The sequence below is a fragment of the Acinetobacter sp. TWP2-2-3 genome (genome assembly GCF_049896445.1).
Taxonomy (GTDB): domain Bacteria; phylum Pseudomonadota; class Gammaproteobacteria; order Pseudomonadales; family Moraxellaceae; genus Acinetobacter.
The window spans coordinates 198,709-224,938 of record NZ_JAFCUI010000001.1 but is presented as its reverse complement, the minus strand read 5'-3'; the positions used below and the strand labels follow the sequence as shown (position 1 = coordinate 224,938).

34 protein-coding genes and 1 pseudogene are annotated in these 26,230 nt (G+C 40.1%); 22 read left to right on the top strand and 13 right to left on the bottom strand.

What is annotated here, in order from left to right:
* Window positions 1–67 precede the first annotated feature (67 nt).
* Genes ACP7AK_RS01165 through ACP7AK_RS01145 form a run of 5 tightly spaced genes read right to left on the bottom strand, consistent with a single transcriptional unit; the run spans window position 68 to window position 2,821 of the window.
* Window positions 68–385 (bottom strand): hypothetical protein, encoded by a 318-nt coding sequence (locus tag ACP7AK_RS01165; RefSeq protein ID WP_004730172.1) that lies wholly within the window; start codon window positions 383–385, stop codon window positions 68–70.
* On the bottom strand, window positions 382–1,125 hold the full coding sequence (locus ACP7AK_RS01160) for an ATP-binding protein (protein ID WP_425878120.1): 744 nt from the start codon (window positions 1,123–1,125) through the stop codon (window positions 382–384). Before ACP7AK_RS01160 ends, ACP7AK_RS01165 begins: the two co-directional genes overlap by 4 nt.
* The gene (locus ACP7AK_RS01155; protein ID WP_425878118.1) at window positions 1,122–2,021 is read right to left on the bottom strand and encodes a replication protein; all 900 of its coding nucleotides are present in this window, start codon (window positions 2,019–2,021) and stop codon (window positions 1,122–1,124) included. Before ACP7AK_RS01155 ends, ACP7AK_RS01160 begins: the two co-directional genes overlap by 4 nt.
* A gap of 49 nt (window positions 2,022–2,070) precedes the next feature.
* Window positions 2,071–2,559 (bottom strand): phage regulatory CII family protein, encoded by a 489-nt coding sequence (locus ACP7AK_RS01150; RefSeq protein WP_191730667.1) that lies wholly within the window; start codon window positions 2,557–2,559, stop codon window positions 2,071–2,073.
* Between the two features lie 58 nt (window positions 2,560–2,617).
* Window positions 2,618–2,821: a helix-turn-helix domain-containing protein gene (locus ACP7AK_RS01145; protein ID WP_425878115.1), complete on the bottom strand. Its 204-nt coding sequence runs from the start codon at window positions 2,819–2,821 to the stop codon at window positions 2,618–2,620.
* A 131-nt stretch (window positions 2,822–2,952) separates the two neighbouring features.
* Here ACP7AK_RS01145 and ACP7AK_RS01140 point away from each other — a divergent pair, with 131 nt between their 5' ends.
* From ACP7AK_RS01140 to ACP7AK_RS01050, 19 genes are all read left to right on the top strand, one after another.
* Entirely contained in the window at window positions 2,953–3,708 is a 756-nt protein-coding gene (locus ACP7AK_RS01140; RefSeq protein ID WP_425878113.1) for a S24 family peptidase, read from the top strand.
* Window positions 3,709–3,788: 80 nt separating this feature from the next.
* On the top strand, window positions 3,789–4,091 hold the full coding sequence (locus tag ACP7AK_RS01135; RefSeq protein ID WP_005171438.1) for a hypothetical protein: 303 nt from the start codon (window positions 3,789–3,791) through the stop codon (window positions 4,089–4,091).
* 151 nt (window positions 4,092–4,242) lie between these two features.
* Window positions 4,243–4,533, top strand: a complete 291-nt coding sequence (locus ACP7AK_RS01130) for a hypothetical protein (RefSeq protein WP_332858625.1) — start codon at window positions 4,243–4,245, stop codon at window positions 4,531–4,533.
* Between the two features lie 104 nt (window positions 4,534–4,637).
* A complete protein-coding gene (locus ACP7AK_RS01125) occupies window positions 4,638–4,844 on the top strand; it encodes a hypothetical protein (RefSeq protein ID WP_332858653.1) in 207 nt (68 codons plus the stop codon).
* Window positions 4,845–5,092: 248 nt separating this feature from the next.
* Window positions 5,093–5,953: a DNA-methyltransferase gene (locus ACP7AK_RS01120; protein WP_425878110.1), complete on the top strand. Its 861-nt coding sequence runs from the start codon at window positions 5,093–5,095 to the stop codon at window positions 5,951–5,953.
* Window positions 5,953–7,014 (top strand): DGQHR domain-containing protein, encoded by a 1,062-nt coding sequence (locus tag ACP7AK_RS01115; RefSeq protein WP_425878108.1) that lies wholly within the window; start codon window positions 5,953–5,955, stop codon window positions 7,012–7,014. The genes ACP7AK_RS01120 and ACP7AK_RS01115 overlap by 1 nt, the downstream gene beginning before the upstream one ends.
* Before the next feature lies 1 nt (window position 7,015).
* Window positions 7,016–7,897, top strand: coding sequence for a hypothetical protein (locus tag ACP7AK_RS01110; protein ID WP_425878106.1), 882 nt, complete (start codon window positions 7,016–7,018; stop codon window positions 7,895–7,897).
* Between the two features lie 85 nt (window positions 7,898–7,982).
* The gene (locus tag ACP7AK_RS01105) at window positions 7,983–8,318 is read left to right on the top strand and encodes a hypothetical protein (RefSeq protein ID WP_425878104.1); all 336 of its coding nucleotides are present in this window, start codon (window positions 7,983–7,985) and stop codon (window positions 8,316–8,318) included.
* Window positions 8,319–8,523: 205 nt separating this feature from the next.
* Entirely contained in the window at window positions 8,524–8,877 is a 354-nt protein-coding gene (locus ACP7AK_RS01100) for a hypothetical protein (protein ID WP_425878102.1), read from the top strand.
* Window positions 8,878–9,101: 224 nt separating this feature from the next.
* Window positions 9,102–10,049, top strand: a complete 948-nt coding sequence (locus tag ACP7AK_RS01095; protein WP_425878100.1) for a GGDEF domain-containing protein — start codon at window positions 9,102–9,104, stop codon at window positions 10,047–10,049.
* A gap of 47 nt (window positions 10,050–10,096) precedes the next feature.
* Complete coding sequence (locus tag ACP7AK_RS01090) at window positions 10,097–10,270, top strand: hypothetical protein (RefSeq protein WP_174894566.1); 174 nt, start codon at window positions 10,097–10,099, stop codon at window positions 10,268–10,270.
* Between the two features lie 399 nt (window positions 10,271–10,669).
* Complete coding sequence (locus ACP7AK_RS01085) at window positions 10,670–11,104, top strand: hypothetical protein (RefSeq protein WP_425878098.1); 435 nt, start codon at window positions 10,670–10,672, stop codon at window positions 11,102–11,104.
* Window positions 11,101–11,637 carry a hypothetical protein gene (locus tag ACP7AK_RS01080; protein ID WP_364481939.1) on the top strand — a complete coding sequence of 179 codons (537 nt, stop codon included), beginning with the start codon at window positions 11,101–11,103 and terminating at the stop codon, window positions 11,635–11,637. The genes ACP7AK_RS01085 and ACP7AK_RS01080 overlap by 4 nt, the downstream gene beginning before the upstream one ends.
* A gap of 1 nt (window position 11,638) precedes the next feature.
* Window positions 11,639–12,799 carry an ATP-binding protein gene (locus ACP7AK_RS01075; protein WP_425878095.1) on the top strand — a complete coding sequence of 387 codons (1,161 nt, stop codon included), beginning with the start codon at window positions 11,639–11,641 and terminating at the stop codon, window positions 12,797–12,799.
* Window positions 12,796–13,923: a hypothetical protein gene (locus ACP7AK_RS01070; protein ID WP_425878093.1), complete on the top strand. Its 1,128-nt coding sequence runs from the start codon at window positions 12,796–12,798 to the stop codon at window positions 13,921–13,923. The genes ACP7AK_RS01075 and ACP7AK_RS01070 overlap by 4 nt, the downstream gene beginning before the upstream one ends.
* A 130-nt stretch (window positions 13,924–14,053) precedes the next feature.
* Window positions 14,054–14,296 carry a hypothetical protein gene (locus ACP7AK_RS01065; RefSeq protein ID WP_086044593.1) on the top strand — a complete coding sequence of 81 codons (243 nt, stop codon included), beginning with the start codon at window positions 14,054–14,056 and terminating at the stop codon, window positions 14,294–14,296.
* Complete coding sequence (locus tag ACP7AK_RS01060) at window positions 14,296–14,460, top strand: hypothetical protein (protein ID WP_425878091.1); 165 nt, start codon at window positions 14,296–14,298, stop codon at window positions 14,458–14,460. Before ACP7AK_RS01065 ends, ACP7AK_RS01060 begins: the two co-directional genes overlap by 1 nt.
* Complete coding sequence (locus ACP7AK_RS01055) at window positions 14,453–14,617, top strand: hypothetical protein (RefSeq protein ID WP_425878089.1); 165 nt, start codon at window positions 14,453–14,455, stop codon at window positions 14,615–14,617. Before ACP7AK_RS01060 ends, ACP7AK_RS01055 begins: the two co-directional genes overlap by 8 nt.
* On the top strand, window positions 14,617–14,901 hold the full coding sequence (locus tag ACP7AK_RS01050; protein WP_074382946.1) for a pyocin activator PrtN family protein: 285 nt from the start codon (window positions 14,617–14,619) through the stop codon (window positions 14,899–14,901). Before ACP7AK_RS01055 ends, ACP7AK_RS01050 begins: the two co-directional genes overlap by 1 nt.
* A gap of 113 nt (window positions 14,902–15,014) precedes the next feature.
* On the opposite strand, the pseudogene ACP7AK_RS01045 reads toward ACP7AK_RS01050, so the two are convergent.
* A pseudogene (locus ACP7AK_RS01045) lies at window positions 15,015–15,080 on the bottom strand (hypothetical protein); the annotation flags it as partial.
* A gap of 80 nt (window positions 15,081–15,160) precedes the next feature.
* Between ACP7AK_RS01045 and ACP7AK_RS01040 the strand changes: the two are divergent.
* Complete coding sequence (locus tag ACP7AK_RS01040; RefSeq protein WP_004646653.1) at window positions 15,161–16,369, top strand: DUF1615 family protein; 1,209 nt, start codon at window positions 15,161–15,163, stop codon at window positions 16,367–16,369.
* A complete protein-coding gene (locus tag ACP7AK_RS01035; RefSeq protein ID WP_004729896.1) occupies window positions 16,336–16,989 on the top strand; it encodes an HAD-IB family hydrolase in 654 nt (217 codons plus the stop codon). Before ACP7AK_RS01040 ends, ACP7AK_RS01035 begins: the two co-directional genes overlap by 34 nt.
* A gap of 193 nt (window positions 16,990–17,182) precedes the next feature.
* On the opposite strand, the gene ACP7AK_RS01030 is transcribed toward ACP7AK_RS01035, so the two are convergent.
* Window positions 17,183–18,277 (bottom strand): fatty acid desaturase family protein, encoded by a 1,095-nt coding sequence (locus ACP7AK_RS01030; RefSeq protein ID WP_425878087.1) that lies wholly within the window; start codon window positions 18,275–18,277, stop codon window positions 17,183–17,185.
* A 14-nt stretch (window positions 18,278–18,291) separates the two neighbouring features.
* The gene (locus ACP7AK_RS01025) at window positions 18,292–19,356 is read right to left on the bottom strand and encodes a flavin reductase family protein (RefSeq protein ID WP_191113006.1); all 1,065 of its coding nucleotides are present in this window, start codon (window positions 19,354–19,356) and stop codon (window positions 18,292–18,294) included.
* Between the two features lie 152 nt (window positions 19,357–19,508).
* Between ACP7AK_RS01025 and fabR the strand changes: the two genes are divergently transcribed.
* Window positions 19,509–20,189: an HTH-type transcriptional repressor FabR gene (gene fabR, locus ACP7AK_RS01020; RefSeq protein ID WP_004729898.1), complete on the top strand. Its 681-nt coding sequence runs from the start codon at window positions 19,509–19,511 to the stop codon at window positions 20,187–20,189.
* A 62-nt stretch (window positions 20,190–20,251) separates the two neighbouring features.
* On the opposite strand, the gene ACP7AK_RS01015 is transcribed toward fabR, so the two are convergent.
* The 5 genes from ACP7AK_RS01015 to ACP7AK_RS00995 form a co-directional block, all read right to left on the bottom strand.
* Window positions 20,252–21,052: an alpha/beta fold hydrolase gene (locus ACP7AK_RS01015; RefSeq protein WP_425878084.1), complete on the bottom strand. Its 801-nt coding sequence runs from the start codon at window positions 21,050–21,052 to the stop codon at window positions 20,252–20,254.
* Between the two features lie 136 nt (window positions 21,053–21,188).
* Window positions 21,189–21,455 (bottom strand): PAAR domain-containing protein, encoded by a 267-nt coding sequence (locus ACP7AK_RS01010; RefSeq protein ID WP_004646645.1) that lies wholly within the window; start codon window positions 21,453–21,455, stop codon window positions 21,189–21,191.
* Window positions 21,456–21,600: 145 nt separating this feature from the next.
* A complete protein-coding gene (gene rapA / locus ACP7AK_RS01005; RefSeq protein WP_034438179.1) occupies window positions 21,601–24,438 on the bottom strand; it encodes an RNA polymerase-associated protein RapA in 2,838 nt (945 codons plus the stop codon).
* 143 nt (window positions 24,439–24,581) lie between these two features.
* On the bottom strand, window positions 24,582–25,226 hold the full coding sequence (locus tag ACP7AK_RS01000; RefSeq protein ID WP_247144212.1) for an RluA family pseudouridine synthase: 645 nt from the start codon (window positions 25,224–25,226) through the stop codon (window positions 24,582–24,584).
* Window positions 25,227–25,359: 133 nt separating this feature from the next.
* The gene (locus ACP7AK_RS00995) at window positions 25,360–26,067 is read right to left on the bottom strand and encodes a phosphopantetheine-binding protein (RefSeq protein ID WP_253158957.1); all 708 of its coding nucleotides are present in this window, start codon (window positions 26,065–26,067) and stop codon (window positions 25,360–25,362) included.
* Between the last annotated feature and the right edge of the window lie 163 nt (window positions 26,068–26,230).

Here is a 26,230-nt window from a genome sequence, read left to right as displayed (position 1 = left end):
CACCACATCCTCAAAACGACGGCGCCAATTGCCATGAAAATAAACATCAATGTTTTGTTTAGATCCTTCATACGGCAATTTCACCCTTTACATTCATAATGTCTTTGGCATATGCAGTTGCACGGTAATGACTCTCTGATACACGCTCCAAATAACCACCTTTGACATGCTCCTGAAGCAGGCTGTAAATAGTGGTTCTATGGAAATCAAAAACAGCTTCTTGCACGTCCTTCACTGAAAATGGCGTAGTGGCATAACAAGCAAAAAGCATCAAACTTATCTGATCTTCAAAGCTAACTTTCCTATGGATTTTTGACTGATCATCAGAATCAATTTGCTTAATCTCGCCACCATTTTTCAAAAATTCTTCAATTGTTGTATTCACACCCCACCCCCTACACGCTGATCTGCCCAATTACATTCCACCAAGGTTAGGCCACCCTGTTGAAAACGAGACCAAAGACGATCGCCTAAATCCTTTTGCAGCTCAGCTAATGTCAGATTCGAAATCAGCATGGTCGGCTTCATCCGGTCATAACGTGCATATAAAACTTTGTGAACCAACTCACGGCGTTTATCACGGTCATGCAATCCATATTCATCCAGGATTAACAGGTCATACTGGCTGAAATCATAAATCACAGATTTTTCTGTAGCGTCCAGCTGCTCCCATGCGTTCATGATTCGCTGTGCCAGATCTTCGCTGGTGATGTACCGTGCATACTTGCCCTTGTTGAGCAATGTCCGAGCCGTAGCACAGCTAAGATGGGTTTTTCCTGTACCAGTAGGCCCCACCATCACAAAGTTATTCTTATGACCGCCGATCATGTTCTTAGCAAAGGAAACAACCTGATTCAGTGCGTTCTGTTGGCCAGCATGCTGAACGATATAATTTTTGAATCCTGATGTTGCATGGCGCTCTGGAAGCATTGCCCCAGCAAAGTGTTTTTCACGTACGGTACGATCAATTTCAGCCTGTGCTTGTGCAAGTTGTTCTTCATGGAACTCAACGGCGCATTGCGGGCACTTCTGAAATGGTCCTGCTTGTACCATTGCTATTTTGTGCTCTGAGCAGATCGCTTGTGTTTGTTTTAATCCCTGAGTCAGCATCGACATTGCGTTCATACAAAGTCCTCCGGGATATGGACTGGTGAATTTACTGGTGCGTGATGTTGCGATGCTTGGCCTGCCCAAGCTGTATTCACATCCAGATTAGAATTTTGTTTTTCAGAAGATTGATACGTTTTTTGAGTGTATTTACGCTTGATCCACTTCACGAAGTTTGAATACATCTGGGTGTCTGTAATCTGACCTGCGTTCAAACGTGGTTCGTAGTGAGCATTCACTTCAAGTAAAATCTGATTCACCAGTTCTTGGGTCATCGGAGTTTCACCTGATCTCTGTAACCAGGAATTCAGAGAATGTAAATCTGGTGTCCAGAGATTCAGAACCTGATCAACTGAATTTTCCTGCACGTTTTTCTCTTTAAAGTTTTCTTTAAATGTTTCTTTAAGTGTTTCTTTAATAGTGCCCCGTTCAACGGTACTGGTCCCGTCACCTTTCGCGGTACTAGTCCCGTCCCGTTTGGTGGTACTAGTCCCATCACCTTTAAGGGTACTACCCTCATTTGGTACTAGTCCCTTTTCGCGGTACTGGTCAGGAGTGAATAAATATTCATTCAAACAGCCTGTTGTTCTCTCGACTTTGATCAAGCCAAGCTCTTCCAGATCACGAATACATGACATAACCGTATCGCGTTTTTTGATACCGCAATATTTTTGAAATTGAGTGATGGCGATTGGGTGAGATACGCGGTCAAATCCAATGGTTTGACGCATGACAAACATTAAACACTTAAACGCCTTATCGTTTAACTGGGCCATGATCTGACCATCAATTAAACCATTTGGCATCTTGGTGTAGCGCTCTTCTTTATTCGACATAGCTTTGCGCTCATTTTTTGGAAAATGAACTACTTGCCCTTGAGGTATTGGTGGTTCATGTGCTAAATTTGATTTCATATTCATTGGTTCCGATAATTAATGAATTGAATAAGCCTGAGTTCTAACCTCAGGCTTTTTCTTTATGTGGATTAGCGGTATAACGCTTCATTTGTTTAAGCGCTGCTTGATCTGCTGCTGTAGCAAACTCGATAATCCGCTGAAAAATGTTGTGAATTTCTTCATATTCTTGCGGTGTGATTACGCCATCTTCATAGGCTTCATATACCTTCTGATTCGCCTGCCCATTGCAGATATTTCCCTGCATCATTGCTTCAATTACTGATAGCTCATGGTGTTTACTACCGTCACAACCAGTAGGAATTAGAGCCAATCCTAATTGATGTGCCCATGCACGCAGAACTACTGGATTGCCAGTAAAAGAAAGCATCATTTCGAACTTCTTCAGGCTTGGCAGGTAGTCCATATTTGGATTTGCATAGTTCAAAACGGTTTTATGTGAGTCGCCCAAAACATCGGCAATCTGCTTTGGATCAATACCTGGTGTTTGGTGAACCATCTTGTACATTGCGCTTTGCGCTTCTTTACTGAATTCCATGTGTGAATCCCTTTGTTTATTCACATTTATTTCAAATGCTTATCTGGTAATAATGGGTTTAAGCAGATGCCAGTATTTGGTTTTGTTGAGTTCTTTCACTTACTAAACGATCCAGAGCGGCACCCTTGCTGTAAGACACATCAAACTGCTCGTCATTTTCGATTTTTGATACAGAGCTTTGAGCTATACCTGTACGGTTGCTAATTTCAGACTGACTAAGACCTTGACTGCGTAGAAATAAGATCTTTTCTTTAAGGTTCATGCTTCTCTACCTCTAATTCACTTTAATTTTATTCTTATTCACTTATGAATAGTTGTCAATGCATAAGTGAATTATTTCGGTTTAATTATTCTTTTTTGAATAAAATGTAAATATATTACGAGGACTTTCAGATGTACCCATTCTTAAAAAAGAATATTGAGTACCTGTTTGAGAAACACAAAACTAATCCAAACAGGCTCTCCAAAGAGATCCAGATTCCACAGGCTACTTTATTTAGAGTTGCGAGCGGTCTTACAAAAGAACCCAGAAGAGAGGTTCTTGATGCTATTTCTACTTGGGCAGGTATATCTGTTGCTGTACTTACAGATGCTAATTTGGAGCTAATAGAGCAGAAGCCAGAAGTTCAGGTTGAGGCTTCTGAAAAAAAAGGAGATATTTATATTTCTCCAATCGAATTTAGAAGTACTGAAGAAAAAAAATTTAATGTGAAAATACCGGTGTACAGGGATGTAAAAGCTTCTTGTGGAAGCGGGATAGAAAATTTTTTAGAAGACCCAAGTGAATATTTAAATATTGACCCATCACTTCTTAGGATTTTGGGTATACAAGCAAAGCCTGAAAACCTAAGAGTTATTTATTCTGATGAATACAGTATGTGGCCAACTGTAGCACCAGACAGCCCTCTTTTTATTGATGTGGCTGATAAAGATCCAGGCATGCTTAAGAGTGGATCGGTGTATGTTTTTAAGCATAACTACGAGCTAAGAATGAAAAGGATTTTTATAAGCTATGCAGGCGGCACAACAGTAAGGCTTGCAAGTGATAATCCTGACAAGATTCGCTATCCAGATGAATTTATTACTAATGAGCAGCTTAATGAAATTGATTTTATTGGTCGCCTGGAATCTGCTTTAGTTAAACCTTAAAAAAATAAAAGCCGCTATATGCGGCTTAGGTTTTATCAAGATGTTGAATATAGTAGCCCCAAAAAAAGAAGGAAACCACAATGATCGCAACACTTAATAAATCCAAAACTGCGCTAACAATTAATCGTCAAGAGTTTAAGTTGGCATTAGGTAAAATCGGTGAAGGGATTGATAAGCAAATAGCTTCGCTTAAGAAGGCCAAGCAAAGCTATGACGCTGCTGAAATAGCACGTGAGGTCATTAGTGAAGCAAATATCTTTGAAGCTATTATTGAAGGCTTTAACGAAGCAGAAGAGACGAATTTAAAGCTGACTGACATAACCAATCTTGAAGTGGCACAAGGATGGATAGATGAGTTTTTAGAGAAGTATTCTGCGCTATAAATCCCCCAATCAATTTTTGTTGGCTGAAGAGGGAAAATTGGCCAAAAGATGGTTGATAAGAAAGAATTAACAAAAGCCAATATATTCAGCTTTGTCTAAATTGATAGAATCGCCGTTTTCTACAGAAAACTTAAGATTAATAAGGATTGAAGTGAATACGCAATATGGCTTACCCGAACTAAGTAAATACAGTGAACTAAGTAGTGATGAACAAGCGGCAATCCATCAAATGCTTATCTCTTACGTACGTTCAGATCAACTTTATAATATTATTCTGACCCATAATGTTGAGCCTTATGATTTAGTGAAGATTGTAAGTATTAGTTTTGAGAATAGAGATGCTGCTATCTGGATTCATTTCGAAACTATTACTGCTGAGAGATTGACTATGCCTCTCGATTTTATTTCAAGCATAGAAGTCTGTAATTACGAAGGATTTTAAACACTGTGAACCTGAGGCGGCCTGAGTTGATTTTCGGTTGACTCAGGGCGCTTAAAGATTAAGTACTAGTGACTAGGGATAGCTAATAAACATAATGCAAAAAAATTGAAATAAATTCATCTAAGATCGGTCATGTGTTTTACCAGCACCACTTGTTGACTGTAGTACTTCAGACGGGCGAAAGATTTCTATATCGTCTACTCGAATCCAATACTTTTGCTAAATTTATGGATTCGACTGATAAAGACAAGTTTTATAAAACAGAAATTGAAGCAAATAAAAAGTTTAAGCGTATTCAGCTTTTTATTTAGCTGTAGTGGAATTGGGTCAGTAAGGTGGTTTAGATTTGACTAATAAGGGAATAAGACTATTAGAAAATTCACTATCCTTTTGGCGTTTAGAGATTAGGAACTATCTGGACTGAGGATGTTTGGAGTTTATCAAATGCAGAGAAAAGGATGCTTAATTAATAAGCCTTATCCACTTGCTTTAAAGTATCAATGGATCTATCCTCCTAGTTTCAGATTCTTTGTTATTTTATTAATGGTAAGCACCAACTATGGCTTTTGAAATATTCAATGATGATTGTCTAAACATCTTGAAAACTCTAGAAGATGGTCATATTGATCTTACGATCACCTCACCACCTTATTGTATAGGTAAGGCATATGACATTCACACTACTATTGAAGGGTTCATCGAAATTAACGAACCTGTCATTAAGTTAATTTGTGAAAAGACCAAACAGGGTGGGTCTGTTTGTTGGCAAGTAGGACATCATGTTATAAAAGATGAAATTGTGCCTTTAGATTATATTGTATATGAAATTTTTAAGCGTGTTTGTCCTGACATGAGGCTTAAAAATCGTATTATCTGGACTTTTGAACATGGTGCAAACTGTAGAAATCGATTCAGTGGTAGGCATGAGACCATTTTGTGGTTTACGAAAGGTGAAAAAGGTTATTTTGACTTAGATGCGGTGCGTGTGAAACAAAAATATCCTGGTAAAAAATACTATAAAGGCCCTAAAAAAGGTGAATATAGCGGAAATCCATTAGGGAAAAATCCTGGTGATGTGTGGGCAATTCCAAATGTAAAAGCCAACCACATGGAAAAAACTGCTCACCCATGTCAGTTTCCTATCGCATTAGCACAACGTTTAGTTAAAGCACTTTGCCCTAATACAGGTATTGTTCTTGATCCATTTATGGGTTCTGGATCAACAGGTGCTGCTGCAATTTTAGAAAAGAAAAAATTTATTGGTATTGAGTTAGATGCTTCATATTTTGAAATAGCAAAAAACCGATTAAATGACGCTGAAATAGGTTTATTAAAGTATCGAGAAATTGACAAACCTATTATGGATCCGGCCATGGCTGGTGCCGTAGCAAGAGACCCTTTTAGTAATGAGATAATATAATGAATATTCAATCTACTGAACAAACAGATTTTTTAGAAGTGCCATGTCTGGAACTTACTCAACACTCAAGTAAACTATATCAATTTAATTTAGATGCGATTAGTTTATGGAATATTCTTAAAATTAATGAGCGTATAGCAGACAAAGATGAAGGTTATCAAAGAGCTCTTTCAAATACGCGTGCTGAAGATTTAAAAAAGTTCATTAATAACAAAGGCATTGTTTCTCCAGCGTTAATTGTATCGCTTGAAAATGCTACTTACGACAAGTCAAAAAATATTTTGAAAATTCCTAACATTGAAAATGCTGGGTGGGTAATTGATGGTCAACACCGATTACGTGGTGCCTATTTAAGTGCTACTCAAAAGGAATCACCAGTAAACATTGACTTGCCTGTAGTTGCTTTTTTAAACTTAAATGAAGACGAGCAAATCATTCAATTTGTTACTATCAATAAGGAGGCTAAAGGCGTACCGACTTCTTTATATTACGACTTACTAAATCGGCTTCCTCCTAAGAAAACATCAGCCGATCAAGCAAAAGAGATAGCTGTAGAGGTTGCTAGAACATTAACAAAAGATTCAGAATCTGTTTTTTATGATCGAATTATTTTTGCTCGCTCTCCTAAAAAAGGTGAAATATCCTTAAACAACTTTGTTCGAAAAATAAGTCCCTTACTTACAGAAAATAAAGGAACCTTAGGAACTAATTTTTCACAGTTAGAAAAAGTAAAAATCCTTAATAATTATTTTTCTGCATTAAAAATTGTTTTTCCTGAACAGTTCACCTCTAAAAATCAACGCTTTATGTCGACTTTAGGCTTTGGTGCAGTCATTAATACTTTTGATACAGTATTCTCCCTGACTAGAAGTGAGTTCGGTACATTTAGAACAGATGATATTGTAAAAGTTTTGACGAGAATTGATGACTATAATTTTACTCATTGGGATCAATATGGGACAGGGGTAGCAGCAGAAAATGCGGTAGGTTCTGATTTTAGAACTGTATTAGTCTCCCGTACTCAAGAAGTTACAAGTGAAGAAGGTATTTTAAAACTCTAATATGGCTAAAAGTATATTAGAAAGAGTGTATTTTGATCGACTGACAGTAAGGTCAATTGATCAAATAACTAATAAATGGAAAGCGCTCTATATCCAAGATGACGACTTATTGCATTCTGAGGATGTGGAGAATAGTCTTGTTAATATTAATCAGACATTACCTCAAAGTATAAGTGAAACTGCACCTTTTAATTACTTATATTTACACAACCAGATTCTACGCGAATCTATTCTTTCTACACAAAAAGCATTAGCCATCTTAAGAAGTATAATTAGAGATATTTCAAATGGTCAATTAACTTATTCTGAGGTTTCTGCATATTTAGTAAATATGCTTTTAGCTAAATCTATCTGTATTTTATTAGGTGTATGGTACTCGCATAATCCAATAAGAATAACTGGGAATAAAGATGAGTACTTTATAATCGATTTGTTTCATAAAAAATCTAATAGTTTAGAATCAAGAATCTTTAATATTAGCAATACAAAATTAAACCATAAGCAATTTTGGACACTATTTTCGAATATTTTAAAAAATACTACAGGATCGAATGTAAACAGTGGTTTAGTTAATTTTATCAATAATAATAACCATGAAAACTATTCAAAGATTAGAAACTACTTACAATATAGTTATGTAAATTGGATATTTGATGATCTCAAAGATGATACGGCTCTTGAAATAGATTGGTTTTCCAATTATGAAGGAAACTTCACAATTGATTTTAGTTCTTTTCAAAATAATGCGAATAAATTATTATCATTAGAGTTATTAGGGCTCAATATTTCATTATTCAAAAATATAGCCATTCATGAAGAGCTAAAGCAGCAATTACGTACGTTTGAGTTAATGCTGGAAAAATACCAAAATTGGATGAATTAATGATTGCTAACCCACCCCAGCGGTGGGTTTTTCTTTTCCCCGTACTTCTTTATAATTCAAAGTCCAATAACAATAAAATCAAACTATGAAATACATCACACTTACTACCCTGCTCTTGTCTTTGGCTTTCACTGGGTGTGAAAAGCAACTTAGTGAAGATATAGATCCAATTGCTACCACTACAGCTTTTGAGAACTCAGATAATATTCTTAGCAAATACCTGGAAAAGTTAGATTCAGAGTTCACCACTCAAGATGTGCGGGTAAAAATCTTATGTAGAGACTACCCGCGCGAGTATGAAAAAAACTATATGCCTAACTTGTTGAAGCTATCACCCGGTGAATACTCTGAAGTTGCACTTTTGGCTGATATGGATTTGGTTTTGGATCACTACAAAGAGAAAGATGCTATTCAGTGCTAAAGCTTTCTTACTTCTGAAATATTAAATCTTTATATTAGACTTAAGACCTCTCATGACCAGGTCTGTAATAACTAAGTAAAGCATCACTAACCCGCTATCCGCGGGTTTTCTTTATGTAAGGTAAGTGTAACCTTGTCTTTAAATGTTACATTATAACAATTAATATAAAGATACCTATGATTCATAAATAGAAAGGTAAGTCTCAATGAAATATCTGTTAGGCGCAGCATTGTTAGGATTGGCGATTACTGGCTGTACTTCAAATCCAAAAAACGAAGTAGAGCAAGAAAAAGTTGTGAGCAATACTCCAGCTGAAACTCAGGTAATTAATTTTACTGGTCCAATGGATCTTACAGTTGAATTGAAATCTTCAGATAATTTTGAAACTGCAGAAATGACAGATAATTCTGGCAAGGTTTATCACCTTAAACGAGCTATTTCAGGAAGTGGTATGCGTTTGGCCAATGATGACGGCGTTTCAATTCACTTCAAAGCTGGTGAAGGTATTGTAGAGTTTATGAAAGACAAACCTATCAGTATTACTGAATACAAAAAATAAGATTATTGTTGCAGGATAACCCACCCCAGTGGTGGGTTATCTTTTTATTATATGAAGTAATATTCCTATTTATTAGCCGATGGAATTTCTAAAAATTTTAAGTAAAGTGAGTTAAATTTTTGAATAATTAGTGAGCTAATCAGTTTAAAATTATAATATATGACGCTGTAGTCTAAAAATTGTTTTTTTCACATCTCTCTTAGTACAAACATCGGACTAACTTAATGAATAATATTAACTTTAAGAATTTCAAAGAGGCTGGCCAAGCCATTTTAAAATTCTTATCTCAACGATTTGGATTTAAGTTATGGATGATTACCCGTACCGAAGGTGATGACTGGATCGTGTTACTAAGTGAAGATAATGGCTATAACGTTAAGCCAGGACAAGTATTTCGATGGGCAGATTCTTTCTGCTCACACATGGTACAAAATAATGCGCCCCGCATTGCCCCCTATTCACCTGATATTCAAGTTTACGTAGACGCACCTATAAATCACTTAGTCCCAATTAAAGCCTATATCGGCCAACCTCTGTATAAAGAAGATGGGTCCCTTTTTGGCACTCTCTGTGCAATCGATCCTGAACCTCAATCTAAAAATCTGGTCGAGGAAGCTCCATTATTTGAGCTGCTAGCACAAGTGCTTAGCTATAATATTCAAGCTGAATTAAAAGCCGCTGAGTACATACGTAAAGCTGAACGGTTTGAAATGGAGGCATTGTCCGATCCCATGACTGGCCTTTTTAACCGTCGTGCTTGGGACCAGTTAATTGTATTAGAAGAAAAGCGCTGCAAGCGATATGGTCACCCTGTTGCTATTCTTATGATTGATCTTAATGACCTCAAAATCACCAATGATACTTTGGGGCATGCTGCAGGTGATGAACTCATTCAAAAAATGGCTTTAACCCTCAAAAACACTGTACGCAATAATGATATTGTCGCTCGTCTAGGTGGTGATGAGTTTGCTGTACTCAGTATTGAAACCAGCCGAGAAAATGCGGATAAACTTGCAACCAGAATTCAAACTGCTATTGCAAAAGCTGGCATTAGTGCTGCAATTGGTTTTGCAATGCGAAATCCAGCATACGGTCTATCAGCAGCTATAATAGAGGCAGATGAAAAAATGTATCAGGATAAAGCCCTAAGCAAATCACCTGAGACTAATTAATAAAAAACGCGAACCCGACGCGGCTCTTGGATCGGGTGGAGAAAAATATGCCTTCAATTGAAGAAAAACGCTTAGCTATTGAGATGGCTGATAAAATCATACAAACACGATTGTCCCATCAATTAACTCAAAATATGAAGGATAATATTCGATCCGGTGAAGTTGAGTACTGGAAAGAAATTTATACTGAATGCTTGAAGATAATTGGTTCAGATAACTAATTTTGACTTTCGGTAAGTCTTGAAACCATCGCCTCTTGATCAGTAATAGTGAGCTGCTTATTATCGAATACATAAGCTTCAGCTATATTTATGTACTCCTGTATCAGTACATGATCATGTGTACCTAAAGACACATATGTTTGATATAGATTCGCCCGAAACTCTTCTCTAGTCATTATTATAATCTCCAAACAACCCATCCCTGTGATGGGTTTTCTTTTGTCTATTAAAACATGAAATAAAAATAAAATAAGAAAATATTATTCACTTTTTAATTATTCACTATTGACTATAACTATTCACTAATGAATAATCTATTCATCGAAACAACAAAAAGCCTCAGCGTAGCTCGAACTACCTGAGGCATGACCCACAACCTAACCTGTGAGTGAAATTATTATGAACACAAAACTAACTCCACACAATAGCTTCAAGGTAACTCTGTTTACTGCTGCCTTAACTGTAAGCGCCTTGGCGTTTGCTCATCTTGCTGACTTTGGTACTGACCAGATGGCACCAGCTCAAAATATTCAATCTGAATATGGAATCGTCTCTTTAAAGATGCTCGACGATGTACACGGTGAAGCTGTCGTAAATCTGGATGGTTTTCGTTTGGAAATCACTTCATTTGAAGTTGAAGCACACCCGGATGATTACGGTGTACCAGGTTCTGAGTTCACGAATGTTGAAGTAATAGAACTGGGTGAAATCAATATATTTGATGCCAATGGCAATCCGTATAAAGACTTCACTGACTACCAGGATCACCGTGAAATCAATTCAATGATCGCTGGTCACATCATGAAACATCGTCTGGTGGAGGTGCAGTCATGATTTTAAATTCTGCTGATCAAATTTTTGAAGCACTTTTAAATGGCCAGCTAGTCTACTGGTGTGAATGTGGCTCTGATGACTGGTCTCCTCTTGATGATCGAACTCAAATTAATTTTGTGGACCTTTACACCGGTTTCCTGCAATTCAAAGCAGATGAGCTACCTGTAATACCAATGCCGATTGAGTTCAACTCAACTCATCGCTACTTCTCTGAGTACATCAAGACCTTTGAAGGACTTGAAATATATCGAGTGGGTAAAACGCGTGTGAGCTATTTCGCTCTACGCATCAAAAGCGCCGGAACCATTGCTGACTATTTCTGTAATACGCAGATCTACTCCATTCAACCCAATGGCTCATTGAAGAAGATGGATAAATCTCTTACTCCGCAATGGGTTCTGGATGGATTGGAAAATGCGCGTGTTGCTATGCGCAAGAACAAGCGTCATCAAGCTTTAGAAAGTACGGGCTTCTTTGCATCTGAAGACTATAAAAACTTTAAACGTAATAACCGTTCTGCAGGAGTACGTTGAGATGGCTATTCAAGTATTTACACCGGAAAACACCCTGCTTGTAGAAAGCATTAAGTGCTACCTGTATACCGATCCTGGTATGGGTAAAAGTACCATTGCACATACTGCAGAAAAGCCTTTAATTTTTGACTTTGATAAAGGTCAGCATCGTGTATCTGCTGAGCTGCGTCGTGGCGCAATTGTTCGTATTGATAGCTGGCTTGACCTTGAAAATCTTAAAGATGACTTCTATGCACCCTATAAAACTATCGTTTCAGATACTGTAGGTGCAATGCTGGATGCAATTAAAGATCATCTTTCCAAGAATAGTGACAACCTGCAACGTGATAAATCACTGACATTAAAGGCGCAGGGTCTAGCTGGAAACCTATTTATGAAAATGGTTCGTAAGTGGGAAAACCTAGGTAAAGATATTGTTTTTATTGCTCATGCTGTAGAGCAGGAAGCTGGTAAGAATAAGATCAAAATTGTGCGTCCAGATCTGGCTGGCAAAAATAGTGCGATGCTTTATCGCATGTCAGACATTATGGGCTATTTACACGCTTCTACCGATGAGAATGGGGATGATCTCCGTACGATCTATTTCAACCCATCTGAGTCACACCATGGCAAAAACTCAGGTCGCTTAGGTCGAATACATACAAATGGAAATGGTGTAGAAGTTTGCTCTGGCCAAGTTACTGTTCCAGATTTGGCTCATTCCCCTACTTTCCTTGCAGATCTGCTTAAACAAGCCAAGGACCACATCAACACTCTTACCCCAGTACAAGCCGAAGAGTTAAAGAACATCACTGACCTTAATCACTGTAAACAAGTCTGTGAAGAAGCCAGTCATGCCGGTGATCTAAATCAGCTTACTGAGTCACTTATGCCTGAGCATAAGTATGTAAAAGAGATGTGGTATGCAATTCAGATCCGCGCCAAAGAAATGCAATGTACCTACGATAAAGAGAAAAAGCGCTGGTTCAATCCACCTCAATTCAAAGGTATTTCTGATGAGCAGCTGGCCGATCTACAGGACTTTATCGATACCTGTGGTCTTGATGCGAAAACAGTATGTGAACATTTAGGGCTTGATGCTCTCAACCAGATAGAGGCTTCCAAATTTGAAGCTGTAAAAAATGACATAGAACAATTAGCGAAGGGAGCAATGACACCATGAAAACTTTAAATGGAAAAGAAGCTTTTGAAGCAATGATGGCTGGCCGAAATATCATGTGTCGTGCAGCTGGTGAGTTAATGGATTTTGATGACCTGTCTCAATTCCCGGCTACGATTTTCGCTATGCCAGGCTATGAGTTCTGCATCAAGGTTGAAACAATGGAGCTGGCTGGTATTACGTTTACAAAGCCTTTAACGCTTGATGACGTGGTGGAAGATCAGGAAATCTTCTTGGTTTACCCTAGCCACATTGCACACACTCAATTCACTTCATTGTCTGGAAAGTATGTTGAATGTGTACGTTATGGTTTCGCCCAGGCAGATCAGGAAAATGCTGAATTGCAACTTCAGGCAATTGGTAAACTTCTTGGGCGAGATATTCCTTACCCTTTGACGCTAGAAAGTCATTACAAGCCTGAAAAGAAGCGTCGCAGCCGAAAAGCCAAGGAAGATACCGACCAGGTAAATACTCCAGCTGGTCCAGGTAATACCTTACCAAATATTGGGGAGCATCATGAGCCAGAGGTAGTTCAGCCTGTTGAGGTTGTACCAGAAGCATCTTCTGTTCCCACTGAAGTTTCATTAGAGAAAGCTGAAGAAGATGCGATTGAGACTGATCCCGTAAAGCTTGTTGAGAAGTTCACAGCACAAATTGACCAGTTTACCAATGCTGAGGACGTTCTTTCATTCCGTCACGTATTTCTGGCCAATGGACACTTAGATCAAAAAGATCAACAGCACTTGTGCAAACTGACTGAAGACAAACTTCTTGAGCTGGATCCTGAACAATACACGCCTAAGGCTGAACCTGAACCAATCGCAGAAGAAGTCATTGAAGTCGCGCAACCAAGTTTGATTGATCAAATTGAAAATGCCGCACGCAAACAAGCATCAGTAGAAAGTGCTGAGCATGGTAGTGCCTCTATCGATCTGTTCTACAAAAAGAAGAAGCAGGTTTTGATCAATCGAATCTATGACATGGATTCAGTTGAAACTTTAGAACGATTAGCACCAGCGATACCTGCAGCTAAATTACTTCCAGCTGATCATCAGGAGCTACTTAGCCTGTATGCACAGCGCAAAGATGCCTTGATCCAAGCTGCTGAAACTGGGGAGGCTTCATGAGTTATTCCTACTCTTCTATGACCCGAGTGCTGCTTGTGCAGTACAAGGGTCGGGTTAGAACTTACCGCAACATCAACCTATTCGGTATTGATGATTGCCTTCGAAATTTTGCGAACACCTGGGGGTACAGATGATCTTCAGAATTAAAAAGAAGCATGAAGTTGGTTTCAAGCTGTGGCTAGAAAAATTGGGTTATACCAAAAATGAACTTGCGGATGGCAGCTCGACATTTAGCGGCAAAGGCACACGCAAGACACTGAGTTACGTGCTCTTAAAGAAAGATTTAACAGGTAATGCGGCATGTCAGGTGCTATTCGATGAATATGAAGAACACCTGGATAACCCTGATTATTTAGATGTGAAGGTGGCGTGATGAAAAGTACTAATCAAGTAGTTGAACCAACTCCATTTGATGATGCGCAATGGCTCTGGTGCGCTGACTGGTGCAAGAAAAAAGGTTTAAGCCCATACGATGCAGTGAATTGGGCGAATGCAAAAGCAGAATATTTGAAGGCTCAAGGAGGAAACAGTGACTGATATTCAAAAACCATGTGAGCACTGTGAAGACAGCGATATCGATCAGCAAGTAAATGTTATGGATCAATTTATTGAAAGCGGTGAATTTGATAAAACTCTAAATGATTTTTTCAGGTTACCGGAATCAGTAAAACAAAGTTTGAAGGAGATTTCATAATGGGAGCAGCTATGAAAATTGATGATCCGGTTGATATCAGTTTTATGTTACTCATGAAGTATCGTAAACCTGTAATCAAACTTGAAGAGCTCTTGCCTGATTACTTGCCTCATCTTACAATTGAGCAGGCAAATAAGCGCGCAAATAAATGCACTCTTCCATTTCCAGCATTCAAATCTGATGGACGTAACTCACCTTTTTATGTTCATCTAAGTGATGTAGCATTCTGGCTTGAAGCAATACAAAAAGAGTCTAAGAAAGACTGGGTAGCAATGAACCATTGATTGCTAAATTATTGATTAATTGCCGCATGGTTGCACCTATTTTGCACCTTGCACCATGTGGCTATTCAGTAAGATACTAATAAATAATAATTTTTATAATGTATATGTGATTAATCTATCCCACCTGCCATGGGAGCGACAATCAAATTGTTTGACAGTTGATATGGACCAATATACATATAAATTCATCACTTTTTTGATGGGCATAGTATACTGCATCTGCCTTATTCGCTCATCTTTTCAATTAATTTACGACACCATGAATAAAACTTTCGCTTCTTGTTTTTCTTTTAAGTCATTGTCTGTACTTGTACTTTCTCTGGGTCTTGCCGGTTGTGGCAATGGTTCATGGTGGTCAAAAGATGATGAACCGACACTTGAAGTTGAACATATTCGCAAAGCTATTCCAAACCGTGTCAACCAACGTGAGTCTTGGGCACAAGATATTTATGACATTACCGAACAGCTCGGCATTCCTCAGACCAAGGAAAATGTTTGTACGATTGTGGCAGTGGTTGATCAGGAATCTAACTTTGTTGCAGATCCTACTGTTCCGGGTTTGGGTGAAAAGGCGGTTAAGGAAGTTCAAGGCCGTCTGGATGAAAAATTCAAAGATAAGCTTGGTCAAGCAATTGGTGGCACAGTTGCAGGATATTTCCAGGAAGTTCTCAAGAACCATCCGAGTCCTGAAGACAACTACTTAAGCCAGATGCGCCGGGTCAAAACGGAACGTGAACTCGACGAATTATATCGTGAAATATTTGACTATATGTCGAAGCACTATCATGTTAGTGCCCTGACTGGTGCTGCCAAACTGGTCGGCCAGAATATTGGCGAGAAAATGAATCCAATTACCACTTTGGGTTCAATGCAGGTACATATCAGCTATGCGAAAGAACATAAACGCCAAGGCGGCAATATCGCGGAGTTGCGTACCGATCTCTACAGTCAATATGGCGGTCTGTATTATGGGATTCATCGCCTGATGATGTATCCGGCAGATTATGACAAGCCGATTTACCGTTTTGCGGACTATAATTCCGGTATGTATTCCAGTCGAAATGCTGCTTTCCAGAGCATGTTGAATGATTTAACTGAGGCCGAACTCGATCTGGATGGCGATTTATTACTCTACACCAAAGATGGCGCGATCCGTTCGCAGAAGAGTCAATCTGAGCGTGAGTTAATCAGTGTTTTTGCCAAAAATAATTTTATTATTACTGAACGTCAAATCCGAGCTGATTTAAAGAAAGAAAAAGACAAAGACTTTGAAGATACGATGACTTATCGTGGTGTCAGCAAGCTCTATCAGGAAAAAACCGGTAAAGACCCTATTTATGCGATCATGCCTGAAGTGGTTATTTCCGGACCAAAATTAAGTCGTGATTATAATACCAACTGGTTTGCTACCCGCGTCGATGGTCGATATCAAACATGCATGCGCAAAATCAAAAATCTAAAACTCTAGCCTTATTTGATTTTGATGGAACCCTGTATCTACATGATAGCTTTACCGGGTTCATTTTCCATGCCTTAAGAAAACGGCATATTGTGAAACGCGGCATGCAAATTTTGCCATGGATACAGGCCTATTATTTAAATTTCTATCCGGCACACCGCATGCGACCCAAATTGTATGCCAGCATGTTTAAAAACAGTGATGCAGAGGAAATTCTGCAATTAGCTCAGGATTATGCACAACAACTAATATTCAAGTTGAATCCGAAATTATTAGAACAACTTAAACAGCATCAACAATTAGGACATGAAGTCGTGCTGGTATCAGCCTCATTGGATTTGTATCTTAAACCGGTGTGCAGTTATTTAAATATCGATTTAATCTGTAGCGAAGTTGAAATCAAAGCTGGGAAATTGACAGGGTTTTATCAAACTCCTGACTGTAGTAACACACAAAAGAAAATTAGAATTCTAGAAAAATATAATCTGGATAATTATGCTGAAATTTATGCTTATGGGAATAGCAAGGAAGATATAGAAATGCTCAGTCTGGCGCAGCAAAGCTATTTTGAGGGTCAAGATCAACAGCTTCCAAAAATTAATATTTCAGCTCATTCGATGCCATATTAGTCCTTTCCATTCTATCGGGTTAACCTACTAAACACCTTTAGACAACGCTATAAATGGCAGATTAACTTTTTTACTTTATGCCTTGAAATCATCTTAAATAGCTTCGTAATCAGGATTTTTACTTCCTGAAGTATTCGCCTCCTAGCTAAAAAAACCACTTCATTTGAAGTGGTTTTTTTAGCTTTAAGAAAAATTATTTCTTAAACGGAAATGCATATTTCACAATACGTTTGATCACACTACCGTATTGTTTTACCAAGCTGGCATTGTTATAGTTCAAACCATATTTTTCACAAACAGCCTGAACTTTCGGTGCCATTTGACGATAGCGACGTGCAGGTACATCAGGATACAAATGATGTTCAATCTGATGACTTAAATGACCCGTCAAGATATGAAACGCTTCAGAACCAGTCAGGTTGGATGAACCACGGATCTGACGCATATACCAGTGACCACGACTTTCATTTTGCAGCACCGATTTCGGGAATACTTCCACATCTTTGGTAAAGTGACCACAGAAAATAATACTAAAGGTCCAGATATTACGCAGACCATTGGCCACCATATTGCCAGTCAAAACCGGTAAAGCCGCAGGACCTGCGATGAGTGGAAAGAATACATAATCTTTAAACAGCTGTTTACCGATTTTGCTCTGCATTGGACGCCATTCTTCTTTGGTCTGCTCTTTGCTTTTGCGACCTTTGAAGTATTTACCCAATTCAAGATTCTGAATCGCAACGCCCCACTGGAACAATAAACAGAATGGCACTGCATAAATCGGTTGCAATAAATAACCCGGTTTCCAGCGCTGTTCCGGGAACAAGCGTAATAGACCATAACCGATATCATCATCCATACCCTTAATATTGGTATAAGTATGATGCTTAAAGTTATGGGTTTGACGCCAGTTGTCTGAAGTCCCTACAATATCCCATTCATAAGTCTGACCATTGAGTTTAGGATCATTCATCCAGTCATATTGACCATGCATGACATTATGACCCAGTTCCATATTTTCCATAATTTTGGCAAAGCCTAACAGGCCTGTACCCAATAACCATGCTGGCGGGAACCATCCTGCAAATAACAAGGCACGACCGGCAATCGATGAATAACGAATCGTTGAATAGACACGACGGATATATTTAGCGTCTTTTTCACCCAGGTCATCTAGCATTTCTTGCTTAATCGCATCGAGTTCACGTGCAAGTTCATCAAGTTCAAACTGGGTTAATTCACGGTTTTTAGGATTTTTAAAATACTGTAATTTTACTGGCATATTCATAGGATAAAACTCGCTTATAAGTCGATGACAAGGTCAGTCTGCGCTGAGTTAATACAAATTTTGAGCAGGTTACCGGGTTCGGTATTTTGCGCACCGTTGACCAAATTCTTGGTCGAACCTTCTACTTTATTGCAGGCACATTTATTACAAATGCCCATACGGCAACCATGGGTCGGTTTAATATTTTGCTGTTCCAGACTCACCAGAATGGACTGGCCTTTTGGAATGCTGACAATTTTTTTCGACTGGGTCAGGGTGACATTAATAAAGCCGGTATCCGATTGATCCGCCAAGCTCATGCTAAATGCTTCACCTTTAAACTGTTTTGCCTGAGCAAAAAGCTGTTCTGCTTTAGATACAAAACCTGAAGGGCCACAGCAATATACGATGCTATTTTCCAGATTTTGCAGATCGGTCAGATAGGTTTCATCAAGACGTGCAGCAGCTGGCTGTTCTTGAGTGGCATACACATGAAATGAGAAATTTGCATGTTTTTGAGCAAGTTCTTCAAACCGTGCTTTAAATGCGGCATCCTGATCTTTTTTAACCCAGTACCAGAGAGTAACCGGTGCAGATAGTTCACCTTTTTTGCTCAAGCTTTCCAGCATACTGAGCATTGGGGTAATACCACTCCCTGCTGCAAGCAAGATCAATGGACTCGTCTGCACAGGCAAGGTCATATCACCATAAGGCTGACCAAATTCGATCACATCACCTACTTGTGCCTGTTCTGCCAACCAGGTACTGACTTTACCGGCATTGACTTTTTTCACGGTCAATAAAACATGTTGCGCATCTACACGGGTCAAACTATAGCTACGTTCATAACGGATGCCGTTTACCACCACATAGACCGGATGATGCTGCCCTGCTTCACCAAACTTAAATAAGCGATTCACTTGAATTTTCAGACTCAGCATATCCTGTGCTGCATTTTCTATATGCACGATCTTGCCTAATGGCTGATTCAACGACCATACAGGATTGAGTTTCTGAATCCAGAAATTAATTGCATGCTGATCAACTACACTATCAGACAGTGCATTCAATGGCATTTTAAGTTTTTGCAGTACATGCATCGTTTGTGACATCACCTTGGGTTTTTAATTATTATACACATGTATATATATTTGTATATACAACCGTATTGTTTCTAATCATTTCACAAGCTTGACTGGCTCGGTTATAATAAAATGATTCATGCATGAACCTATCGATGAACGAGCCTTCAATGAAAATAAGCAGTGACGCATCTTTATTACAATCGAAAAGCATTGATGAGCCGATTATCGTACGGAGTGTCGGTCGCAAGGCCACCATTACCAAGGAAGAACTGTTTCAGGCTGCGTTGAATCTGATTGGGCCACAAAAAAGTATTTCCTCTTTAAGTCTACGTGAAGTCGCGCGTGAAGCTGGTATTGCACCGAACAGCTTCTATCGTCATTTTAAAGATATTGATGAACTGGCCATTGAGCTGATTGATCGTGCCGGAATTGTATTGCGTCAGATTTTGCATGAAGCACGTCTGCAAGCTTCTCGCCAGAACAGCATCATCCGCAGTTCTGTAGAAGTCTTTATTGCCCAACTGGATGCCGATGAAGGCAATCTGAGCCTGTTATTACGTGAAGGCTATACTGGCTCCAAGTCTTATAAACAGGCGGTAGAACGCCAGTTAAATTATTTTCAGCAAGAACTTCAGGATGATTTGATTCGTCTAGAACGCCTAAACAACAAGAAGTTATTTCATCCGGATATTGCCGCCAAAGCCATTACCCAACTGGTCTTCAACATGGGCGCCAATGTGATTGATATGCCTGCCGAAGACCGTAAAGAAATTGCCGAACAGACCATGATCATGATTCGGATGATTCTGGAAGGTGCGCGTCATCTGGAAGATTCCCAGCTGCGCTAATTTTCCGATTTGCATGAAGTAATATAAAAAGAGACGTAATCAACGTCTCTTTTTTATGATGATTACAAAAGTACAAGTTGAGCTTTAACCGCCTTTGCACTGGCCTCCGGATACTCAAGCGGGAACATATGCCCGCCCTCAACCACAGAATAATTAATCCGATAAATCTTGTGCATCCCTTGTGGCAAACCCTGCTGATAAAACTGGCTTTGCTCTGCAGTCATCAGATGCATCGGCACTTCAGGCGGTCGGCGTGGTGTTCTCCACCACCAGGCTGGCACAGTCCGGAAGATTTCCGCTTCTATCTGTTTTGGAATAGTTAACGTCACCCCACCACGTTCAGGTTCTGGCTGAATGCCGCTCTCGATATAATCAGCAAAACACTGCTCATCGAAATTTTTAAATAAGCGGTTAAACCGGAGTGCTTCAATTGCGACCTGTTTCGATGGCCAATAATCTTTGCGTTTTAGCGTAATTCCTGCGGGTGTATAACGATCGACACTTTTTAGATTCAGCTTTTTGATCAGTTCAAACATGGCGCTGTTTTTTCCAATCACAAACGGTGGATCCATAATGATCAGCTTGGAAAACAGTTCGGGACGTCGATACGCCGCCATAAGGGTCACCAGACCACCAAAGGAATGCCCTAAACCAATCACCTGTTGCTGAGGAAACTGCTGCTCGATATCTGCAATGACTTCATCGACCAGATAGCGCCAGTCTCGCGTAATTGGATATTGTGGGTTCATGCCGATAAATGGAATCGCTTTGACCTCATAATCTTGCTGAAAACAATGCAAAAACTTTTGATAAGTTGCCGAAGGGATACCATTGGCATGAGTAAAATGTAGGGCTTGCTTCACTATTTTTTAAACGCAGTGCGTATTCATCCTGAAATCGTAAGATGAGCTTACCGCTTTAAAGATTTATTCGGCAGCGCAAAAATGCTCAAAGCATGACCTCAAAGTCATTTCTCTGTATTCCTTCAGAATTTAAAGTCTATTTCTGCGATACAGTCAAATGTTGCATCGGTAGAAAAGTCGCGCCGCAACTGGCCTTATCCCCCGCGATGACCACTGCCCGTCCTTTGACAGTAATAGACAAATTGCTGGAAATTGCGGTGACCATAGTCTGACATTTGGGACAATAATGCTTCATACCATTTAAATGCACGGCAATACCATTGATCAAAAAAGAGAGTTCGCATTCAGTCACCATGCCGCCATGACTGGTCTTTGTGCCAAGGGTAATCAGTGCTTTTGACATACTTTGTCATTCTTATTATTCAGTAGCCTAATTTTAAACAGGAGGAAAATAACAGACCAGCATTCTCCGACCAAAAAAATAATAAACCCGGATTTTGCCCATAAAAAAAGCAGCCCGAAAGCTGCATTTTTTAATGATTTAAAGCTTAAGGCTTGACCACGACCATCACCTGAATTGCTTCCGGTGTTACCGATAGACCATCCAGCAGGCTTAAACCTTCTTTCTGCAACTTTTGTAAACGTGCAATTTCATCTTCACGGATACTTGGATTGAACTGTTTCAGATAGGTCAGGCGATCAATTTCATATTGCCATTTATTGCCATACACTTCTTTGGCTTGCTGCTTGAAGCCAGGCAATGCACTGCGTGCCAGTTCAAGCGCTTGCTGATAACGTGCTTCAATCACATCACGACGTGCTTTCACCACCTGACGGCAACTATTGCCATCTAAATGATGCAAGTACGGTTTCAGGATTTCTGGTGCAATCTTTTGTGATAGATCCTGACCTTTTTCACTGAGCAAGACACGAATCAACTGTTGCGGCAAGCTAGACGGCAAGTTCAATGCTTTCGGAGCCACCACATCGACCTTGAACCATACTTCAAGTAATACCGAACCCTGTGGCAGTGCTGCAGATTTTAGTACCGCAACGTTAGTGCTACCAAAGCCTTGCGTATTGATCATTTCCATCACACTTTCAGTGAATGGATGTTCCAGTGTCAGGTATTGCGCATCTTCACGGATTTGTGCCTGATCACGATAGAAAGTCGCTGTAATCCCTTCTTCATCCAACGTCAAACCTTGAACCTGCATTTGATCGGTTGGCTTGATGATCACTGTACCGTTACTTTGCTCGTCAAAGTCGATATTCGTAGACGCCATAAAGCGCTTCATGAAAATCGGCAAAGTGGTATTGTCATCATAGTCTTCAAGCGCGTTGACAATTTCCTGTGCCACCACCGGACGGCAAGAGTTGTACTCAAGCAAACGGTCTCGACCTTCCTGCAATTCAGCTTCCAGCGCTTCACGTTGCACGCTAACTTCTTCCAGCAGGTCTTCAAACTCTTGACCTTTGTCTGCCAATAGACAGTCTTTCAAGCGAACAATAAAGTTTTCTTGCAAGGTTTGTGCAGTTGGAGAAATATTGCTGAAGATATTCAGCGCTTCGTTATACCAGCGGAACATACGTTCTTGTGCAGTTCCCACCAGATAAGGCACATGAATCTGAATACGGTTTTCCTGACCGATACGATCCAAACGACCAATACGCTGTTCCAACACGTCCGGGTTCGCAGGTAAATCGAACAGAATCAGGTCAGAGGCAAACTGGAAGTTACGACCTTCAGAACCGATTTCCGAACAAAGCAGAATCTGTGCGCCATACGAATCTTCAGCAAAATATGCTGCAGCCTGGTCACGTTCTAATAAGCTCATGCCTTCATGGAACATTGCGGTACGAATACCGGCATGCAAACGCAGTACATTTTCCAGCGCTTCAACCACTGGCCCGCTACGCGCAATCAGTAAGACTTTCTTGTGTTTTAAATCGGTACGCAAACGCTCCATCAGCCACATCACGCGTGGATCGGCTTCCATCCACGAGCCGTCTAGCTGAGCTTCTTCAGGCCACATTTGCTCACGTAATTTGCCGTCTTTAGACCAGTGTTCTGGTGCCGGTAATGGTGCGGGCTGACAGTCACGTCCCGGGAAGCCCTGAATTGCTTCACGCGTATTGCGGAACAGAATACGGCCTGTACCATGACGGTCTAAAAGTTCGTGAATCGCACGGAAACGCTGTTCAGGATGATCTTCAATCGGATGTCCTAACAAGGCTTCAATCGCAGTGAAATGCTCAGCTTCTAGCGGCAGATCTGACATCAGCACTTCTGCAATTTTAGCCGTATGCTGATATTGCGCTTCTTCATCGAGGAAACGATCCAGCGAGTTAAAACGTTGCGGATCAAGCAAACGTAGGCGTGCAAAGTGACTTTCCACACCGAGCTGTTCAGGTGTCGCCGTCAATAACAACACGCCCGGCGTATGTTCAGCCAGTTCTTCGACCAGATCATAACGGTCATTACCGCCATCTTCTTCACTCCACATCAAATGATGTGCTTCATCGACCACCAGCAAGTCGAAACCGGCTTCTAGTGCCTGTTCACGCAAATCTTCATGGTCGACCATCAAATCGACAGAGGCAATAATTTTTTGTTCGGTCAAGAACGGGTTTTGTTCAGGATCATGTTCTTTGATCGATGCAGTACGGGTCAAGTCAAACAGCGAGAACTCAAGATTGAAACGACGGCGCATCTCAATCATCCACTGATATTGCAGCGAATCCGGTACTAAAATCAGAATACGTTCAGAACGGCCGGTTTTCAGCTGTTGATGGATAATCAGACCAGCTTCGATGGTTTTGCCCAGACCTACTTCATCCGCCAGTAACACACGCGGTGCAAAACGCTGACCGACTTCATGAGCAATATACAATTGATGTGGAATCAGGCCTACACGTGAACCCACTAGACCACGCAGTGGACTGCTTTGCATGTTGGCCTGCATTAGCAACGCTTCAATACGCAGGTCATACCATTCTTTATAATCAACCTGACTGGCCAATAAACGGTCTAAAGGCTTAGACAATTGGATGGTTGCACCAATACGGGTTTCATTCAGCGATTTACGTTCTTCAGTTCCATCTTCCAAGGTACGAACGACGTGATAACGTACCACGCCATTGCGGTCTTCAACGGATTCTACAATCCACTTGGTCCCTTCCTGATCCTGTAATTCATCTTTCACATTAAATACGATACGAGATAAGGGTGCATTGCTGCGTGCATAGACGCGGGTTTCATCGCTTTTCGGGAATAAAATGCTGACCGACCGCTCATCAACATCAATAAGAACGCCTAAACCGAGTTCTGTTTCAGTATCTGATAACCAACGTTGACCAATAGCAAATTGCTGCAATTTTTCCACCTTTATCTTAAGTACAAGATTATGAATATTAGGCTCAATCACGAAACGTCATTGGAGCAAAATTCCACACCTTCAAGCAATGTATTTTGACATAAAGCCCACTAAAAAGTGAGCATAATTCACGCCGATTAAAGAAGTATTTCCTAGAACGGCGCCGGACAATAAAATTCGACTAACTGCTCTGTTTGAGGATGATAAAAACTCAAACGTTCCGCGTGTAAACATAAACGCGAGCTGAGCTGTTGCTGTTCGGATGTCGCATATAAGGTATCGCCAATAATCGGATGTCCGAGATATTGCATATGCACCCGTAGCTGATGTGAACGGCCGGTAATTGGGATCAGTTTCACCCGGGTCACAGGCTGTCCCTGAATATTAAAATGTTCAATCGCCTGCCAATGCGTGATGGCCGGCTTATGATGTGTGGGATCTGCGATATGTAAAGGCGGACGGCTTGGATCATACACCACTGGCACTTCAATAGTGCCTTCACCTTCGAGTGTACCTGCAACCACAGCCTGATAGGTTTTATCAGTCTGGCGTTCCTGAAACTGGCGGGAAATGGTTTTTTGTCCCCATTTGCTCAGACCAAAGGCCAAAATACCGGATGTATCGCGATCCAGTCGATGAATCAGTAAAGTTTTGGGTTCTAATTTGACCAGACGGTTGATCAGGCAATCTTGTAAGTCTTCTGTTTTACCGGGAACTGTGAGTAAACCTGCAGGTTTGTGGATGACCATGAAATCGTCATCACGATGTATCAGATGTTCGGTTAGAAAATTACTCAAAGTTCAATCCCAGGCTGATCGTGAAAAACAAGGCGGCAATGATAGAAAGCTTAGCCAATAATTACAATGCGCATTTATGTAAATGACGATGAAATTTCCGATTTAGCGCATAAAATTGCTCAATCGCAGTGCATCAACCTGAGGATTTTAAAATGAAGCTTGCCAATTCGTGCAAAGACGGATGTTTTAGCACATCTTCATAACGGATATTGGCACCATGTGCACGCCATATACTGACTAGACTCACCACCGCTACCGAATCCAGACCATAATTTTTTAAGTCGACATAGGGATTAATTTCCAAAGCATCCATATCCAGCTGTTCTGCGACAGCCAACATAATGCCTTTGGCCGACAATACATATTCGGAAGATGCGCTTAAATCCCATAAGCGGGTCAGGCTATAGGTATTTAAGTGATGTATCCCCTGTGCCGAAATATTTTCAATCCACTGAATATGCTGATCTTGATTTGATAATAAAATTGCATCATCGACCACACCGATTTGATCCGTCACACTCATCAGATGCGGCAAAATCTGTTTCAGCATCGGTGTAACCTGCCCGGCAAAAATCAGCTGCGGATGCGTTGAGGCATATTCTCCCAATTGCTGCATGCCTTGCATCAAATCATCACCGTACAAATCAACAATCGGAATATCCAGCGCTTTGGCTTTATTGGTTAGTTGAATCAAATTCACCATGAGTCCACTCTCTTGTATGCCCTGTTGCATACGCAAGTTTTGCAATCCAACTAAAACCAAAACAGATTGTGTTGAGGACAGCTGCCATTTAGCTTGGGATGGAGCAAGTTGGATTTTTTTGGGCATAGAGTACAGCATGGGAGGCTCTTATAAATACAAAATAGCATGATGATTCATGCTATTTTAGTTTAGCATTATTTGAAAAACACTTTGATTTCACAGATGATTATTGTTCTAATTTCGTATAATCGCCATTATATTAAATATGCCTAGAGTTGATTAACGCGACTATCCTAAAAAT